We start from the raw sequence: 16,023 nt of genomic DNA on the forward strand, positions 1-16,023 counted from the left end.
CGTCACCGCCTCGCATCATGCTCCAGCCGTTTCACCCCTCTCCCAGAAAAAGAGGGGGAGGATGAGTGGCTGGGGCTCCGTCGTGCGGGCCCCTTATCGCTGTGTGCCCGCACGGACGATAGAACCCCCGGAGGGAGGTCGAGGATGGCCACTTACATCCTCAGACGGATCCTGCAGGTCATTCCGGTTTTCCTGGGTGCCACTCTGCTGATCTACTTCATGGTCTTCGCGATGCCCGGAGACCCCATCGCCGCACTGTTCGGCGACAAGCAGCCGCCGCCGGCGGTGCTCGAGCGCCTGCGCGCCCAGTATCTGCTGGACCAGCCGTTCATCGTGCAGTACCTGAACTACCTGGGCGGCATCTTCCGCCTCGACTTCGGCGTGACGTTCTCGGGGCAGGACGTGCTCGACGTGCTCGCCCGCACGTTCCCCGTGACGCTCCGCCTCGCGGTGCTGGCCATCCTCATCGCGTTCGTCCTGGCGATCGCCGTGGGCGCGGGCTCCGCGCTGCTGAAGGGGACGATCTTCGATCACGCGATGCTGGTCGTCGCGCTGATCTTCGTCGCCGTGCCGATCTTCGTGCTGTCGTTCATCGCGCAGTTCTTCCTCGGCGTGAAGCTCGGCTGGTTCAGCCCGACGGTGGGAGCGAACAACGACTGGGGCGACCTCTGGCTGCCGGCGATCGTGCTGGCGCTCAGCATCTACGCCACCAGCATGCGCCTGACCCGCTCGTCGACGATCGAGACGCTGGGCCAGGACTGGGTGCGGACGGCGTACAGCAAGGGCCTCTCGCGCGGCCGGGTCATCCCCGTGCACGTGCTGCGGAACTCGCTCATCCCGATGGTCACCGACACCGCCACGCAGTTCGGCGTGCTCATGGTCGGCGCGACGGTCACCGAGGGCATCTTCAACGTCCCCGGCGTGGGCAACACGCTGTACCAGGCGATCATCCGGCACGAGACGCCCACCGTGGTGTCGTTCGTCACGATCTTCGTCGTGGTCTACGTGCTCATCAACCTGCTCATCGACCTGCTCTACGGTCTGCTCGACCCGAGGATCCGCTATGTCCGCTAGTACGCATTACGTGGCGCCCGTGAAGGCGTCCGAGGTCGTCGTCGACGCGGTGCGGGTCGACGGCAAGAAGAGCAACCTGTGGCTCGACGCATGGCGCGACCTGCGCCGCCGGCCGCTCTTCTGGGCGTCGCTCGCGCTGGCCGCGCTCTTCATCGTGATGGCGGTCGTCCCGACGCTCTTCACCAGCGTCGCGCCCAGCGGCGGGGCCTGCACCCTCGCGAACAGCAACGGCGACCCGACCGCCGGGCACCCGCTCGGCTTCACGCGCCAGGGCTGCGACATCTGGTCGCGCCTGGTCTGGGGCACGCGCACGTCGCTCATCGTCGGCCTGCTGGCCACGATCATCGGCACGGTCATCGGCGTCATCATGGGATCCATCGCGGCGTTCTACGGCGGATGGGTCGACGCGCTGCTCTCGCGCGTCGGCGACGTGTTCTTCACCATCCCCTACATCGTCGCGGCCATCGTCGTGATGACGGTGCTCTCCACGCAGCGGAACGAGCTCACGCTCGCGTTCGCGATCGGCGGCTTCTCATGGGCTTCGACCGCGCGCATCATCCGCGCCGAGGTGCTGCGCGTGAAGCAGTCGGACTACGTCATGGCGTCGATCTCGCTCGGCCTCTCGCGGTTCAAGACCCTCGTGGTCCACGTGCTGCCGAACGCCATCGCGCCCGTCATCGTCGTGGCGACGATCAGCCTCGGAAGCGCGATCGTCGCGGAGTCGACGCTGTCGTTCCTCGGCGTCGGCCTCGGCGGCGGAACCGTGTCGTGGGGCGCCGACATCAGCCAGGCGCAGACGGCCATCCGCACCGCGCCGATGGCTCTCATCTATCCCTCGCTGGCGCTCACCCTCGCGGTGCTCGCCTTCATCATGCTGGGCGAGCTCCTCCGCGACGCCCTCGACCCGAAGGCGAGGGCGCAGCGATGAGCGGAATGAAGGACACCACCATGAACGAGCCCCTGCTCCGCATCCGCGGCCTGAAGGTGGCGTTCGGCACCGGCAAGAAGCAGCGCGAGGTCGTCCACGGCGTCGACCTCGACGTGCACCGCGGCGAGACCGTGGCCATCGTCGGCGAGTCCGGTTCGGGCAAGTCGACGACCGCGACGGCGATCATCGACCTGCTGCCGGGCACGGGCGAGGTCACCGCAGGGTCGATCCAGCTCGACGGCGTCGAGCTCACCCAGGTCGGCCGTCGAGAGATGGAGTCGATCCGCGGTCGCCGCATCGGCTACGTGCCGCAGGACCCGATGTCGAACCTCAACCCGGTGTGGTCGATCGGCTTCCAGGTGAAGGAGGCCGTCCGTGCGAACGGGCTGGCCACCGGGCGCAAGGAGGTCGAGAAGCGTGCGATCGAGGTGCTGCAGCAGGCGGGTCTCGCCGACGCCGAGCGGCGTCTGCACCAGTTCCCGCACCAGTTCTCGGGCGGCATGCGCCAGCGCGCCCTCATCGGCATCGGCCTCGCGGCCGACCCGGCGCTGCTCATCGCGGATGAGCCGACGAGCGCTCTGGACGTCACCGTCCAGCGGGTGATCCTCGACCACCTCGCCTCGCTCACGCGCGAGAAGGGCACCTCGGTGCTCTTCATCACGCACGACCTCGGCCTCGCCGCCGACCGCGCCGACACCATCGTCGTGATGAGCCAGGGCGAGGTCGTGGAGTCGGGGCCGAGCCGCGAGATCCTCCAGAACCCGCAGCACCCCTACACGCAGCGTCTCGTCGCCGCGGCGCCGAGCCTGGCTTCGCAGCGCATCCAGGCGACCGCGGAGGACCGCGGCGTGGCGACGACGACCGAGGTGCTGCACACCGCAGCGCCCGTCGTCGAGGTGCGCGATCTCGTCAAGGAGTACAAGATCCGCCGCGGCGGGTTCCGCAGCGAGCCGTTCCGCGCCGTGGACGCGGTCTCCTTCCAGATCCCCAAGGGCAAGACGCTCGCGCTCGTGGGCGAGTCCGGCTCCGGCAAGTCCACCGTGGCGAAGATGGTGCTGCAGCTGGAGCCCGCGACGAGCGGGCAGATCCTCATCGACGGCACGGACGCGACGACCCTGTCGTCGCGCGAGGTGTTCGACCTGCGCGGGCGGATGCAGCCGGTCTTCCAGGACCCGTACGGATCCCTCGACCCGCTGCGCTCGATCGGCGCGCTCATCTCCGAGCCGCTGAACGTGCACAAGGTCGGCGACACGGCGTCGCGTCGCGAGCGGGTGTTCGAGCTCCTCGAGCAGGTCGCCCTCCCGCGCGAGCTGGCGTGGCGCTACCCGAACGAGCTGTCCGGCGGCCAGCGCCAGCGCGTGGCGATCGCGCGCGCCCTGGCGCTCAAGCCTGACATCGTCGTCCTCGACGAGGCGGTCTCCGCACTCGACGTGCTCGTGCAGGACCAGATCCTGAAGCTCCTCGCCGAGCTCCAGGGCGAGCTGGGCCTGACGTACCTGTTCATCACGCACGACCTCGCGGTGGTGCGCGTGGCCGCCGACCTCGTCTGCGTCATGGAGCAGGGGCGCGTGGTCGAACAGGGTGCGGTGGACACGATCTTCGCCGACCCGAAGCAGGAGTACACGCGTCGGCTCCTCGAGGCCATCCCCGGCCAGACGATGGAGATCGGCAGCCGATGACGCACCCGCGGGAGAGGAGCCGAACCATCCGCGGCAACGCCGGCCTGGTCTGGCTCCTCCTCGCGGCCGTCGTCGTGGCGTTCCTGCTCGGCGACGTCCTCATCCGTGGAAGCGCGGAGCAGGCGGCGCTCATCGCGCCGTGGCTCCTGCTGCCGCTGTGGTTCGTCTGGACCTTCCTGTACGCGCCGAGCGTCGTCGCCGACCCGCGCGGCGCGATCGTGCGGAACCCCCTGCGCACCACGGACATCCCCTGGGCCGCCGTCGAGAGCATCGCTCTCACGTGGCAGGTGGCCTTCGTGCTCGACAGCGGGCGGACCGTCCAGGCCTGGGCGATCCCGGCGGGCAAGCCGACCCGCCGCGGGGTGCCGCATCCGTCCGAGCGCGAGACCGAGATCCTGCGCGAGCTGCACGAGCAGGCGGCGGATGGCGCGGTGTCGGATGGCGCGGTGTCGGATGGCGCGGTGCCGGCGGGTGGGAGCGGGGCGGCCGGCCGGGTGCGCACGTCGTGGAACGCGCCCCAGCTCATCGTGCTGGCAATTCTCGTCGTGTGGGCCGCCGCGGCGGTGGCGGTCACGTCGTGAGCGCGCCGTCGGCGTACCGGGTCGCGTTCCGGCGGCCATCCGGCTGGGTGGCTTTCGCCGTCGCCGCGGCTCTCTCCCTCTACCTCCTGGGCGACGCCGTCGTCCGCGGGCGCGCGTTCGACGCGGTCCTCGTCGCCCCGTGGCTCCTCGCGCTCTGCTGGGGCGTGTACGTCCTCCTCGCCGCGCCCAGCGTCGTGGCCGTCGACGATCGGGTGCGGGTGCGCAACACGCTGCGCACGGCCGACATCCCCTGGTCGCGGATCGCGGCCATCCGCATGCGCTGGCAGCTGGAGCTCGTCCTCGACGACGGGCGGGTCCTGCCGGCGCTCGGCGCCGCCCCGCGGCACCTGCACGTCAACCGCCGCGAGCAGCCGGGCGACGACCAGGCGGCCACGCTCGAGCTCTTCCGCGAGCGGGCTCCCGCCTCCGACGAGCCGGTGCGACGCGGGTGGCACGCGCCGTCGCTCGTGCTCCTCGCCGTGATCGTCGTCTGGGCCCTCTGGTCGCTCGCCGTCACGGGGCTCTTCGGGGGCTGAGGCCGCGCCTTCGAGCAGGCTGAGCGCCGTCGCGGAAGCGGGGGATAGGATGGAGCGCCCCGCTTTCGGGGCGAATCCCCACATCAGAAGGACCCTTCATGGCGCTCGCCCATCGTTCCGACCTCCGCAACGTCGCGATCGTCGCGCACGTCGACCACGGCAAGACCACCCTCGTGGACGCGATGCTGCGCCAGACCGGCTCGTTCGGAGAGCACGCTCACGTCGAGGAGCGCGCGATGGACTCGAACGACCTCGAGCGCGAGAAGGGCATCACGATCCTCGCCAAGAACACGGCGATCACCTACAACGGCGTGCACACCGACGTGCCGGTGACGATCAACGTCATCGACACCCCCGGCCACGCCGACTTCGGCGGCGAGGTCGAGCGCGGCCTGTCCATGGTCGACGGCGTCGTGCTCCTCGTCGACGCGTCGGAGGGCCCGCTGCCGCAGACCCGCTTCGTGCTGCGCAAGGCCCTCGAGTCCAAGCTCCCCGTCATCCTGCTCGTGAACAAGACCGACCGCCCCGACGCGCGCATCGCCGCCGTCGAGGAGGAGGCGCACGACCTGCTCCTCGGCCTCGCGAGCGACCTGCAGGACGACGTCCCCGACCTCGACGTCGACGCGCTGCTCGACGTGCCGGTCGTGTACGCCTCCGGCCGTGCCGGCGCCGCCTCGCGCACTCGTCCCGCCGACGGCTCGCTGCCCGACAACGACGACCTCGAGCCGCTGTTCGAGGCCATCCTCGAGCACGTGCCCGCGCCCGAGTACGACGACGAGGCGCCGCTGCAGGCGTGGGTGACGAACCTCGACTCCTCCGCGTTCCTCGGCCGCCTCGCGCTGCTGCGCGTGTTCAACGGCACTCTGAAGAAGGGCCAGACCGTGGCCTGGGTGCGTCAGGACGGCACCACGCAGAACGCTCGCATCACCGAGCTGCTGCTCACGAAGGCGCTCGAGCGCTACCCGGCCGAGTCGGCGGGCCCCGGCGACATCGCCGTCATCGCCGGCTTCGACGACATCATGATCGGCGAGACCATCGCCGACCCTGAGGACGTCCGGCCGCTGCCGCAGATCAAGGTCGACGACCCCGCCATCTCGATGACCATCGGCACGAACACGTCGCCGCTCGTCGGCAAGGTGAAGGGCCACAAGCTCACCGCGCGCATGGTGAAGGACCGCCTCGACCGCGAGCTCATCGGCAACGTCTCGCTCAAGGTCGTCGACATCGGAAAGCCCGACGCGTGGGAGGTGCAGGGCCGCGGCGAGCTGGCGCTGGCCATCCTCGTCGAGAACATGCGTCGCGAGGGCTTCGAGCTCACCGTGGGCAAGCCGCAGGTGGTCACGAAGAAGATCGACGGCAAGACGTACGAGCCCTTCGAGCACCTCACGATCGACTCGCCGGAGGAGTACCTCGGCGCGATCACGCAGCTGCTGGCCGCCCGCAAGGGCCGCATGGAGAACATGACGAACCACGGCACCGGCTGGGTGCGCATGGAGTTCATCGTCCCCTCGCGCGGTCTCATCGGCTTCCGCACCGAGTTCCTCACCACCACGCGCGGCACCGGCATCGCGAACGCCATCTCGCACGGCTACGAGCCGTGGGCCGGTCAGATCGTCACGCGCCAGAACGGCTCGATCGTCGCCGACCGCTCCGGCGTCGTCACGCCCTTCGCCATGATCGCCCTGCAGGAGCGCATGTCGTTCTTCGTGCAGCCGACCGAAGAGGTCTACGAGGGCATGGTCATCGGCGAGAACTCGCGCAGCGAGGACATGGACGTGAACATCACCAAGGAGAAGAAGCTCACGAACATGCGCTCGGCCACGGCCGACACGTTCGAGTCGATGACGCCGCCGCGTCTGCTCTCCCTCGAGGAGTCCCTCGAGTTCGCCCGCGAGGACGAGTGCGTGGAGGTCACGCCCGAGAAGGTGCGCATTCGCAAGGTCGTCCTCGACGCCACCGAGCGCGGCCGCGCCGCCTCGCGCCTCAAGCGCCAGAGCTGAGTGCTCTTCAGAAGCGCCCCCGGTCCGCGGACCGGGGGCGCTTCTGCGTAGGCTCGAGGGATGACCCGCACGCCCGATGTCCAGAGCGCCTGGCGGCAGGGGATGGCCGTGTCCGCGGCCACGGGGCTGTACGGCATCTCCTTCGGCGCGCTCGGCGTCGCGGCCGGCCTCGACGTGTGGCAGACCTGCGTGCTGAGCCTGCTGATGTTCACCGGCGGATCGCAGTTCGCGTTCGTCGGGGTCATCGCCTCGGGCGGCCTCGCCGCGGCGCCCTCCGCCATCGCCTCCGCCGCCCTCCTGGGCGTGCGGAACGCCGTCTACGCGGTGCGCATGAACCCGCTCGTCGGGGGTGGCTGGGGGCGTCGGCTGCTGGCGGCGACGTTCACGATCGACGAGTCCACGGCCGTCGCGCTCGCGCACCGCACGCCCGAGGGGCGCCGAGCGGGCTTCTGGGTCACGGGCGTCGGCATCTACCTCGCGTGGAACCTCATGACGCTCGTCGGCGCCCTCGTGGGCGACGTGCTCGGCGACGTCCGCGCGTACGGTCTCGACGCGGCGGCGGCGGCGGCGATGCTCGGGCTGCTGTGGCCGCGTCTGCGCGACCGGCAGGCCGTCGCCGTCGGCGTCGCGGCGGCCGTGGTGGCGACCGCCACGACGCCCGCGCTGCCCGCGGGGCTCCCGGTTCTCGCAGCGGCTCTCGTCGCGGTCGTCGTGGGCTGGACGAACGCGTTCGGACGACGAGGAGCAGAACACGCATGACGATGTGGACGCCGATCCTCCTGGCGGCGGTCGCGTGCGCGGCGCTGAAGCTCGTGGGCTACGCCATCCCGCCGCGCTGGTTCGACGCCGCGCGACCCGCGCGCATCGTCGACCTCCTCACGGTCGCCCTCCTCGGCGCGCTCGTGGCGACCCAGACCCTGGGAGCGGGGCAGGCCATCCGGCTCGACGCGCGTCTGCCGGCGATCGCCGTCGCACTCGCGCTGCTGCGGATGCGCGCGCCGTTCCTCGTCGTCGTGGTGGGTGCGGCGGTCGCGGCCGCGCTGCTGCGCGCGCTGGGCTGGGCGGCCTGAGCGCCTACCCTGGAACCATGGGAATGGACCGCCTCGCGCACGTCATCACCTGGCTCGTCGCGCTGCTCGCCGGCGCCGTGTTCGGGGTCGCCGGCACGATCGGCCACGCGTACACGTGGGGCGTGCTCCCGGTCGGGATGGCCCTGGCCGCGATCGCGTGCGCGGGCCTCCTCGCCGCGCTGCGACTGCTCACCGACGACCGCTGGTCCGCCCTCGCGGCCGGACTCGGGATGCTCGCGGCCCTGACGATCTACTCGGGCCGCGGTCCGGGGGGATCGGTCGTCGTCCCGATGCCGGCGCCGGGGGACTTCCCCTACGGATACGTGTGGACCTTCCTGCTCGCGGGCATCGTGCTCGTCGCCGTCGCCTGGCCCGACATGGCGAAGCTGCGCGCCCTCTCCGAGCGCACCCGCGCAGCTTAGGACCGCCTACCGGGCGGCGCACGCCCGGCACGCGTAGGATCGAGGGGTGACTTACGTGATCGCCCTTCCCTGCGTGGACGTCAAGGACCGCGCCTGCATCGATGAGTGCCCGGTGGACTGCATCTACGAGGGCGAGCGGTCGCTGTACATCCACCCCGACGAGTGCGTGGACTGCGGCGCCTGCGAGCCGGTGTGCCCGGTCGAGGCGATCTACTACGAAGACGACCTGCCCGACGAGTGGCAGGACTACTACAAGGCGAACGTGGAGTTCTTCGACGACATCGGATCCCCCGGCGGCGCGTCGAAGGTCGGCGTGATCCCCAAGGACCACCCGGTCATCGCCGCCCTCCCGCCGCAGGGCGAGTAGCCGATGGGCGTCCGGGACCTCGCCGACTACCCCTGGGACGCCGTCGTCCCGTTTCGCGAACGTGCGGCCGCCCATCCCGGCGGTCTCGTCGATCTCTCGATCGGCTCGCCCGTCGACCCGACGCCGGAGGTCGTGCGCAGGGCGCTGACCGAGGCGACCGACGCGCACGCCTACCCGCAGACGGTGGGGACGCCCGCCCTTCGCGAGGCGATCGTCGAATGGTACGCGCGGCGTCGAGGCGTGGACGACCTCGCCCCGCGGAACGTCCTGCCGACGATCGGCTCCAAGGAGCTGGTGGCGCTGCTGCCGACCCTGCTGGGTCTCGGCCCGGGCGACATCGTCGTGCACCCCCGCGCGGCCTACCCGACGTACGAGGTCGGCGCGCGGGTCGCGGGCGCGACCGCGATGGCGGCGGACGACCCGGCCGAGTGGCCGGAAGGCGCGAAACTCATCTGGATCAACACCCCGGGCAATCCCGACGGGCGCACGTGGAGCGTCGAGGAGCTCGCGGTCGCCGTGAGCCGGGCGCGCGAGCTCGGCGCCGTGCTCGCGAGCGACGAGTGCTACGCCGAGCTGGGGTGGGATGGCCGGTGGGCGGATGAGCGCGTCCCGTCGGTTCTCGACCCGCGGGCGACGGGCGGCAGCCGCGCGAATCTCCTCAGCGTGTACTCGCTGAGCAAGCAGTCGAACCTCGCGGGATACCGGGCGGCGTTCGTCGCCGGCTGCGCGCGCATCGTCGGCGACCTCCTCACCGCGCGCAAGCACCTGGGCCTCATGCCGCCCGCGCCGGTCCAGCACGCGATGGCGGTCGCCCTCCGCGACGACGCGCACGTGACGGAGCAGAAGGAGCGGTACCGTGCGCGCCGCGAGACGCTCCGCCCGGCGATCGAGGCCGCCGGCTTCCGGATCGACCGCAGCGAGGCGGGGCTGTACCTGTGGGCGACCGAGGGGCGCGACGCCTGGGACTCGATGGGTCGGCTCGCCGATCTCGGGATCCTCGCGGGACCGGGGGTCTTCTACGGGCCGCACTTCCCGCACCACGTGCGCTTCTCGCTCACCGCGACCGACGAGCGGATCGCGGAAGCCGCCCGCCGGCTCGCGTCCTCGTAGGTTTCCTTCATCGGAGCGGGCCATCCTTTGGGCGTTTTCGCAGGTGGGCGACACGACCGTTAGGCTGTAGAGGCACAGCGTTCGCGCACTCGACCGAGCATGTGCCGGGCTGCCGATCGGCGGCCGAACGAGATCCAGGCGACAGACAAGTCGCGAAGACGATCCGCCAGGAGGCGCTGTGAGCGACGCGGGAATCCCGGCCGATAAGGCCACCCTCACGATCGGCGACAGGACGGCTGAGTTCCCGGTCCTGCAGGGCAGCTCGGGACTTCCCAGCATCGACATCTCGACGCTCATGCGTCAGACCGGCCACACGACCCTCGACTACGGGTTCGTGAACACGGCCTCGACGCAGTCCGCCGTGACGTACATCGACGGCGACCAGGGTATCCTGCGCTACCGCGGCTATCCGATCGACCAGCTCGCGAAGAACTCGAGCTTCCTCGAGGTCGCCTGGCTGCTCATCTACGGCGAGCTGCCGAACGCCGCGGAGCTCGCGGACTTCGACGAGCGCATCCGCCGTCACACGCTGCTGCACGAGGACCTCAAGCGCTTCTTCTCCGCGCTGCCCGACGGCGCGCACCCCATGGCCGTGCTGTCGTCGGCCGTCTCTGCGCTCTCGACCTACTACGAGCACCAGTCCGACCCGGCGAACCCCGAGCACGTCGAGCTCAACATCGTCCGCCTGCTCGCGAAGCTGCCCGTCATCGCGGCGTACGCGCACAAGAAGTCGATCGGGCAGGCGTTCCTGTACCCGGACAACTCGCTGAGCTTCGTGGACAACTTCCTCCGCCTGAACTTCGGCGTCATGAGCGAGCCGTACGAGGTGAACCCGGTGATGTCGCGAGCGCTCGAGCGCCTGCTCATCCTGCACGAGGACCACGAGCAGAACGCGTCCACGTCGACCGTGCGCCTGGTCGGCTCGACGGGCGCCGACCAGTTCGCGTCGGTCTCCGCCGGCATCCACGCGCTCTCCGGCCCGCTGCACGGCGGCGCCAACGAGGCCGTGCTCAAGATGCTGGCGCAGATCCGCGACTCGGGTCAGGGCGTGCAGCGCTTCGTCGAGCGCGTGAAGAACAAGGAAGACGGCGTGAAGCTCATGGGCTTCGGGCATCGCGTCTACAAGAATTACGACCCGCGCGCGAAGCTCGTCAAGGAGTCGGCCGACGAGGTGCTCACCGCGCTCGGCGTCACCGACCCGCTGCTCGACCTCGCGAAGGAGCTCGAGGAGATCGCCCTCCAGGACGACTACTTCCGCGAGCGTCGCCTGTACCCGAACGTCGACTTCTACACGGGCGTCATCTACAAGGCGATGGGCTTCCCCACGCGGATGTTCACCGTGCTGTTCGCGATGGGACGCCTGCCGGGCTGGCTCGCGCACTGGCGCGAGCTCACGCTCGACCCGAAGACGAAGATCGGGCGTCCGCAGCAGCTGTTCACGGGAGCGACGGAGCGGCAGTACCCGTCGGCGTGACGCGCCCCTGATGCCGCAGAGCCGGTCCCGGGATCTCCCGGGACCGGCTCTGCGGCATCCGCCGTGCGATCAGGCGTGCAGCGCCTCGTTGAGGGTGGCGCCGGCGCCGCGACGACGCCGCACCTCCACGGCCCCGGTCGTCGAGTTGCGCAGGAACAGCAGGCCGTCGGCGCCGTGCAGCGACGCGGCCTTCACGAAGCGCGGGCGGCCATCCGCCGTCGGCGCCTCGTCGACGAGCGCGACCTTCGTGCCCGCGGTGACGTACAGACCCGCCTCCACGACGCAGTCGTCGCCGAGCGAGATGCCGATGCCGGCGTTCGCGCCGAGCAGCGTGCGCGCGCCGATCGACACCCGGTGCGTGCCGCCGCCGGAGAGCGTGCCCATGACCGAGGCGCCGCCGCCGATGTCGCTGCCGTCGCCGACGACGACGCCCTGCGAGATGCGGCCCTCGACCATCGAGGCGCCGAGGGTGCCGGCGTTGAAGTTCACGAAGCCCTCGTGCATCACGGTGGTGCCGGGGGAGAGGTGCGCGCCCAGCCGCACGCGCGAGGCATCGGCGATGCGCACACCCGGGGGCAGCACGTAGTCGGTCAGCCGCGGAAACTTGTCGAGGGACTGCACCTGGATGCCGGCCTGCTGGAGTGCGGGACGCAGGCGCGCGAGGTCCTCCGGGCGCATCGGGCCCGCGTTGGTCCACGCCACGTTCGGCAGGTGCGCGAAGATGCCGTCGAGGTTCAGCTCGTTGGGGCGCACGAGACGGTGCGAGAGGGCGTGCAGCCGCAGATACGCGTCGGGAGTGGACGCGGGCGCCGCATCGAGGTCGATCTCGATGCTCACCGGCTCGGTCGAGACCGCGCGGCGCTCATCGCCGCCCGCGAGACCCGCGAGACGCGCGAGCGCCTCGGCGCTGTCGCCCGCCGCGCCCGTGCCGAGCTCGCCGTACCACGTGTCGAGGACGGTGCCGTCGCCGGCGACCGTCGCGAGGCCGATGCCCCAGACCCTTCGTTCATCGCTCATGCCTCCAGGCTATCGGGCGGGCGGCGGCGGCCAGGATGGCCCCTGGCTAGACTCGACGCCATGCCGACGCTCGATCTGTCCTCCTCCGCCGCCGACATCACCCGGGCGATCTGCGACATCCCGAGCGTCTCGGACGACGAGCGCGCGCTCGCGGACGCGATCGAGGCGGCCATCCGCCCCCTGCCGCACCTCGAGGTGCATCGCGACGGCGACACCATCGTGGCCCGCACCGCCCTCGGGCGCGCGCAGCGCGTGGTCATCGCCGGGCACATCGACACCGTCCCGGTGAATGCGAACCTCCCCACCCGCGACGTCGAGATCGACGGCGAGGCGTTCATCTGGGGGCGCGGCACCGTCGACATGAAGGCCGGAACCGCGGTGCAGCTCAAGCTCGCCGCCGAGCTCGCCGATCCCGTCGTCGACGTGACGTGGATCTGGTACGACCACGAGGAGGTCGACGCCTCGCGCAGCGGGCTCACGCGACTGGCCGCGAGCCGCCCCGACCTGTTCGCCGGCGACTTCGCGATCCTCGGCGAGCCGTCGAACGGGCAGGTGGAGGGCGGCTGCAACGGCACCCTCCGCGTCGTCGTGCGCACACACGGGCGCCGCGCGCACTCGGCCAGGGCCTGGATGGGCGAGAACGCCATCCACGCGGCCGCTCCCGTGCTCGCGCGGCTCGCGGCGTACCGGCCGCAGGAGATCGTCGTCGACGGCCTCGCCTACCGCGAGGGCCTGAACGCCGTGCGCATCTCCGGAGGCGTGGCGGGCAACGTCATCCCCGACGCCTGCGAGGTGGAGGTGAACTTCCGCTTCGCCCCCAGCCGCTCGGGCGAGGAGGCGGTGGCTCACGTGCGCGAGGTGCTCGAGGGCTTCGAGGTGGAGGTCACCGACCTCGCCGAGGGCGCCCGCCCGGGGCTGGATGCGCCGATCGCCCAGGAGTTCGTGCGCGCGGTCGGCGCCGAGCCGCGCCCGAAGTACGGCTGGACCGACGTCGCGCGCTTCTCCGCGCTGGGCGTGCCGGCGGTGAACTACGGCCCCGGCGACCCGAGCCTCGCGCACCACGACGAGGAGCGCGTGGCGGTCGCGCAGATCGAGAGCGTGGAGCGGAGCCTGCGCGCGTGGCTGACGGCCGGCTGACCGCATCCCGCCTGCGGGACGTGCGGTCCTGGCCGGCGGCCGCTCGCGTCGGCGCGATCTACCTCGCCGCGCGGCTGGTGACGACGGGCATCATGCTCCTCGTCGCGCAGACCTCACCAGCGGACTCGCGCTACGGTCCGGACCCCGGGCTCGTCGACTACATCCTCGGCTGGGACGCCCAGTGGTACTGGTCCGTCGCGGCGAGCGGCTATCCGACGGACCTGCCGTTGACGGACACGGGCGACGTGGCGGAGAACGCGTGGGCGTTCCTGCCGCTCTACGCCTGGCTCGCGGCGTCGATCGGGGGCGTGTTCGGCGCCTGGTGGGCGGGCGCCCTCCTGGTGTCGCTCGCCGCCGGATACGGCGCGTGCCTCGCGCTGCATGCGCTGCTGCGCGCGCGCTTCGACGACGGCCGCGCGACGTGGGGCGTCGTGCTCCTCGCGGCCGGCCCGCTGGCCGCCCTGTTCCAGGTGGGCTACGCCGAGTCGCTCTTCCTGGCGCTCCTCATCGCGGCCCTCCTGTGCATCGAGCGCCGCCGGTGGGGCTGGCTGTACCTCCTCATCCCGATCATGGGCTTCACGCGCCCGGGCGTGCTCGCGCTCGCGCTCCTCATCGGCCTCTACGGGCTGTGGCGGCTCGTCCCCGTCGTGCGCAGGACGATGGGGGGCCCGACCCGTGCCGAGGTCGGCCACATCCTCGGTTTGGGCGCGCTCGCGACGGTCGTGGGCTTCGCGTGGCCGCGCATCGCCGGCCTCGTCACCGGTGAGCCCGACGCCTACCTCGAGACCGAACTGGCGTGGCGCCGCGGGTGGACGGGCGACGACGGCGGCTTCGCGCCCTTCTCCGGATGGCCGCAGGCCGCCGCCGTGTGGGCGGACATCTGGGGCGTCCCCGTCGGGGCCGGGTACGCGCTGCTGGCGGCGCTCGTCGTCGTGGCGGCCGCGGTCATCCTGTGGGGGACGCGTCGAGCCGGCGCGGTGCTGTCGCTGTGGGGCGCGGCGTACGTCGTCTATCTCCTGGCCGTGTTCTTCCCGCAGTCCAGCGTCTTCCGCCTGCTCCTGCCGCTCGCACCGCTGGCCTGCGCGCTGCTCGCGTGGCCGCGTTCGCGCGCGCTCCGGGCGGTCGTGCTCGCACTGTGCCTCGTCGGTCAGTGGGCGTGGATCCACGGCATGTACGGCCTCGGGAACACGTTCTGGCTCATCCCATGACGTGCCGCGCCGAGCCGGACCGACGCGGTGGTCGTGAGAGCGCGCCCGCGACCGATAAACTGGACATCTGACCACAACGGAAAGGATGCCGCGATGGCAGCGATGAAGCCGAGAACCGGAGACGGACCCATGGAGGCCGTGAAGGAGGGGCGCCTCATCATCGTGCGCGTCCCGCTCGAAGGGGGCGGGCGGCTGGTCGTCTCCGTCAATGACGAGGAGGCTCGGGAGCTGTACGGCGTCCTGGGCGACGTCGTGAACGCCTAGCCCAGCACGATCCAGAGCGGATGGCCGAAGTCGCGAGACGACATCGGCCATCCGCTCTTCTCATGCCCGGGAAGACACGTACAGCTGCAGGAGCCCTTCCTCGACCGTGGAGAGGGCGGCGATGACGGCGGGCGACGCCTGCGTCTCCTGCAGCAGCGTGCGGTAGCTGCGCGTGATCGGGTCGCGCTGCACCGGGTCGGCCACGCGCCCGCCGTTCAGCACGCGCGGCACGAGGACCGTGCCGCCCGGTCGGGCCAGCCGCAGGCCGTGCTCGACGTAGTCGATGACGTTCGCCGCATCGGCGTCGATGAGGACGATGTCGTATGCCGCATCGTTCATGCGGGGGAGCACATCGGATGCGCGCCCGGTGATGAGACGCGCGCGCGCCATGGGCACGCGCGCGTGCTGGAAGGCCTCGCGCGCCGCCGAGAGGTGCTCGGGCTCGTTGTCGATGGTGGTCAGCACCGCGCGCGGGGCGCCGTGCAGCATCCACAGGCCGGAGACCCCCGCGCCGGTGCCGATCTCGATGATCGCGCGGGCGCCGGTGGCGGCGGCGACCACCGCGCACTGCGCGCCGACGGCGGCGCTGATGGGCGCGGCGCCGAGCTCGAGCGCGTGCTGACGCGCACGAGCGATGTGGTCGGGTTCCACGACGGTCTCGCGGGCGAAGCGCGCGACGGCGTCCAGTTCGCTCATGGGTTCCTCCTGACGATCCCTCCAGCCTACGTGCCACGCCGGGGGGATCCCACGTCTGCCCGGTACGCTGTGATCATGTTCTTCGGGCTGACCATCGAGAAGGTGATGGTGATCGGCGTCATCGCCGCTCTCATCATCGGTCCCGAGCGGCTGCCCCGGTATGCGGAGGCGCTCGCGCAGTTCACCCGGCGCACGCGCGAGTGGGTGCAGGGCGCGCGCACGCGCGTGAAGGACGAGATGGGCGAGGACCTCGACGACGTGGATTGGCGCAAGCTCGATCCGCGTCAGTACGACCCGCGTCGCATCATCCGCGAGGCTCTCCTCGACGACGCGCCGCCGCCTCCCGCGCCGACGAGGACCGCGGTGCGGCGGACCACCCCGCTCGCGCGGCGCACGTTCACCGCCGACGCGCCCCCGCCGTTCGACTCCGAAGCGACCTGATCCGGTCCTGAGCGCCTTC

At 71.3% G+C, this 16,023-nt stretch carries 18 protein-coding genes; 16 read left to right on the forward strand and 2 right to left on the reverse strand.

The genetic code is table 11. The annotated features are described in order from the left end of the window. Positions 1-144: 144 nt before the first annotated feature. The 12 genes from D7D94_RS01505 to D7D94_RS01560 all read left to right on the forward strand — a co-directional run bounded on the left by D7D94_RS01505 (position 145) and on the right by D7D94_RS01560 (position 11,241). Positions 145-1,074 (forward strand): ABC transporter permease, encoded by a 930-nt coding sequence (locus tag D7D94_RS01505; protein ID WP_156240906.1) that lies wholly within the window; start codon positions 145-147, stop codon positions 1,072-1,074. Next, positions 1,064-2,002: an ABC transporter permease gene (locus D7D94_RS01510; RefSeq protein ID WP_156240907.1), complete on the forward strand. Its 939-nt coding sequence runs from the start codon at positions 1,064-1,066 to the stop codon at positions 2,000-2,002. Before D7D94_RS01505 ends, D7D94_RS01510 begins: the two co-directional genes overlap by 11 nt. A 20-nt stretch (positions 2,003-2,022) precedes the next feature. Beyond that, positions 2,023-3,681 carry a dipeptide ABC transporter ATP-binding protein gene (locus D7D94_RS01515; protein WP_246171833.1) on the forward strand — a complete coding sequence of 553 codons (1,659 nt, stop codon included), beginning with the start codon at positions 2,023-2,025 and terminating at the stop codon, positions 3,679-3,681. Continuing rightward, a complete protein-coding gene (locus D7D94_RS01520) occupies positions 3,678-4,262 on the forward strand; it encodes a PH domain-containing protein (protein ID WP_156240909.1) in 585 nt (194 codons plus the stop codon). Before D7D94_RS01515 ends, D7D94_RS01520 begins: the two co-directional genes overlap by 4 nt. Beyond that, a complete protein-coding gene (locus D7D94_RS01525; protein ID WP_156240910.1) occupies positions 4,259-4,798 on the forward strand; it encodes a PH domain-containing protein in 540 nt (179 codons plus the stop codon). The genes D7D94_RS01520 and D7D94_RS01525 overlap by 4 nt, the downstream gene beginning before the upstream one ends. 98 nt (positions 4,799-4,896) lie before the next feature. Then, positions 4,897-6,798, forward strand: a complete 1,902-nt coding sequence (typA, locus tag D7D94_RS01530) for a translational GTPase TypA (RefSeq protein ID WP_156240911.1) — start codon at positions 4,897-4,899, stop codon at positions 6,796-6,798. A 60-nt stretch (positions 6,799-6,858) separates the two neighbouring features. Further along, positions 6,859-7,557 (forward strand): AzlC family ABC transporter permease, encoded by a 699-nt coding sequence (locus tag D7D94_RS01535; RefSeq protein WP_156240912.1) that lies wholly within the window; start codon positions 6,859-6,861, stop codon positions 7,555-7,557. Beyond that, entirely contained in the window at positions 7,554-7,868 is a 315-nt protein-coding gene (locus D7D94_RS01540; protein WP_156240913.1) for an AzlD domain-containing protein, read from the forward strand. Before D7D94_RS01535 ends, D7D94_RS01540 begins: the two co-directional genes overlap by 4 nt. Before the next feature lie 17 nt (positions 7,869-7,885). After that, positions 7,886-8,290, forward strand: coding sequence for a histidinol dehydrogenase (locus D7D94_RS01545; protein ID WP_246171834.1), 405 nt, complete (start codon positions 7,886-7,888; stop codon positions 8,288-8,290). Between the two features lie 46 nt (positions 8,291-8,336). Continuing rightward, entirely contained in the window at positions 8,337-8,657 is a 321-nt protein-coding gene (gene fdxA / locus D7D94_RS01550; protein WP_156240914.1) for a ferredoxin, read from the forward strand. A 3-nt stretch (positions 8,658-8,660) separates the two neighbouring features. Then, complete coding sequence (dapC, locus tag D7D94_RS01555; RefSeq protein WP_156240915.1) at positions 8,661-9,767, forward strand: succinyldiaminopimelate transaminase; 1,107 nt, start codon at positions 8,661-8,663, stop codon at positions 9,765-9,767. Between the two features lie 178 nt (positions 9,768-9,945). Continuing rightward, positions 9,946-11,241: a citrate synthase gene (locus tag D7D94_RS01560; RefSeq protein WP_156240916.1), complete on the forward strand. Its 1,296-nt coding sequence runs from the start codon at positions 9,946-9,948 to the stop codon at positions 11,239-11,241. 69 nt (positions 11,242-11,310) lie between these two features. On the opposite strand, the gene dapD is transcribed toward D7D94_RS01560, so the two are convergent. Beyond that, on the reverse strand, positions 11,311-12,258 hold the full coding sequence (dapD, locus tag D7D94_RS01565; RefSeq protein WP_156240917.1) for a 2,3,4,5-tetrahydropyridine-2,6-dicarboxylate N-succinyltransferase: 948 nt from the start codon (positions 12,256-12,258) through the stop codon (positions 11,311-11,313). 60 nt (positions 12,259-12,318) lie between these two features. On the opposite strand from dapD, the gene dapE reads away from it, so the two are divergent. The 3 genes from dapE (at position 12,319) to D7D94_RS01580 (ending at position 14,867) form a co-directional block, all read left to right on the forward strand. Continuing rightward, positions 12,319-13,395, forward strand: coding sequence for a succinyl-diaminopimelate desuccinylase (gene dapE / locus D7D94_RS01570; RefSeq protein ID WP_156240918.1), 1,077 nt, complete (start codon positions 12,319-12,321; stop codon positions 13,393-13,395). After that, positions 13,377-14,603: a hypothetical protein gene (locus D7D94_RS01575; protein WP_246171835.1), complete on the forward strand. Its 1,227-nt coding sequence runs from the start codon at positions 13,377-13,379 to the stop codon at positions 14,601-14,603. Before dapE ends, D7D94_RS01575 begins: the two co-directional genes overlap by 19 nt. A 93-nt stretch (positions 14,604-14,696) precedes the next feature. Next, the gene (locus D7D94_RS01580; RefSeq protein ID WP_156240919.1) at positions 14,697-14,867 is read left to right on the forward strand and encodes a DUF3117 domain-containing protein; all 171 of its coding nucleotides are present in this window, start codon (positions 14,697-14,699) and stop codon (positions 14,865-14,867) included. A gap of 60 nt (positions 14,868-14,927) precedes the next feature. On the opposite strand, the gene D7D94_RS01585 is transcribed toward D7D94_RS01580, so the two are convergent. Then, positions 14,928-15,563: an O-methyltransferase gene (locus D7D94_RS01585; protein WP_156240920.1), complete on the reverse strand. Its 636-nt coding sequence runs from the start codon at positions 15,561-15,563 to the stop codon at positions 14,928-14,930. A 75-nt stretch (positions 15,564-15,638) separates the two neighbouring features. Between D7D94_RS01585 and D7D94_RS01590 the strand changes: the two genes are divergently transcribed. After that, positions 15,639-16,004 (forward strand): twin-arginine translocase TatA/TatE family subunit, encoded by a 366-nt coding sequence (locus tag D7D94_RS01590; protein WP_156240921.1) that lies wholly within the window; start codon positions 15,639-15,641, stop codon positions 16,002-16,004. The last annotated feature ends 19 nt before the right edge of the window (positions 16,005-16,023 follow it).

This window comes from Microbacterium oryzae (assembly GCF_009735645.1).
Lineage (GTDB): Bacteria > Actinomycetota > Actinomycetes > Actinomycetales > Microbacteriaceae > Microbacterium > Microbacterium oryzae.

Coding starts and splice junctions, on each gene's coding strand:
- D7D94_RS01510 (WP_156240907.1), top strand. CDS start 1,064: ATGTCCGCTAGTACGCATTACGTGGCGCCCGTGAAGGCGTCCGAGGTC.
- typA (WP_156240911.1), top strand. CDS start 4,897: ATGGCGCTCGCCCATCGTTCCGACCTCCGCAACGTCGCGATCGTCGCG.
- dapD (WP_156240917.1), bottom strand. CDS start 12,258: ATGAGCGATGAACGAAGGGTCTGGGGCATCGGCCTCGCGACGGTCGCC.
- D7D94_RS01545 (WP_246171834.1), top strand. CDS start 7,886: ATGGGAATGGACCGCCTCGCGCACGTCATCACCTGGCTCGTCGCGCTG.
- D7D94_RS01520 (WP_156240909.1), top strand. CDS start 3,678: ATGACGCACCCGCGGGAGAGGAGCCGAACCATCCGCGGCAACGCCGGC.
- dapE (WP_156240918.1), top strand. CDS start 12,319: ATGCCGACGCTCGATCTGTCCTCCTCCGCCGCCGACATCACCCGGGCG.
- D7D94_RS01505 (WP_156240906.1), top strand. CDS start 145: ATGGCCACTTACATCCTCAGACGGATCCTGCAGGTCATTCCGGTTTTC.
- D7D94_RS01580 (WP_156240919.1), top strand. CDS start 14,697: ATGGCAGCGATGAAGCCGAGAACCGGAGACGGACCCATGGAGGCCGTG.
- dapC (WP_156240915.1), top strand. CDS start 8,661: ATGGGCGTCCGGGACCTCGCCGACTACCCCTGGGACGCCGTCGTCCCG.
- D7D94_RS01535 (WP_156240912.1), top strand. CDS start 6,859: ATGACCCGCACGCCCGATGTCCAGAGCGCCTGGCGGCAGGGGATGGCC.
- D7D94_RS01515 (WP_246171833.1), top strand. CDS start 2,023: ATGAACGAGCCCCTGCTCCGCATCCGCGGCCTGAAGGTGGCGTTCGGC.
- D7D94_RS01540 (WP_156240913.1), top strand. CDS start 7,554: ATGACGATGTGGACGCCGATCCTCCTGGCGGCGGTCGCGTGCGCGGCG.
- D7D94_RS01585 (WP_156240920.1), bottom strand. CDS start 15,563: ATGAGCGAACTGGACGCCGTCGCGCGCTTCGCCCGCGAGACCGTCGTG.
- D7D94_RS01590 (WP_156240921.1), top strand. CDS start 15,639: ATGTTCTTCGGGCTGACCATCGAGAAGGTGATGGTGATCGGCGTCATC.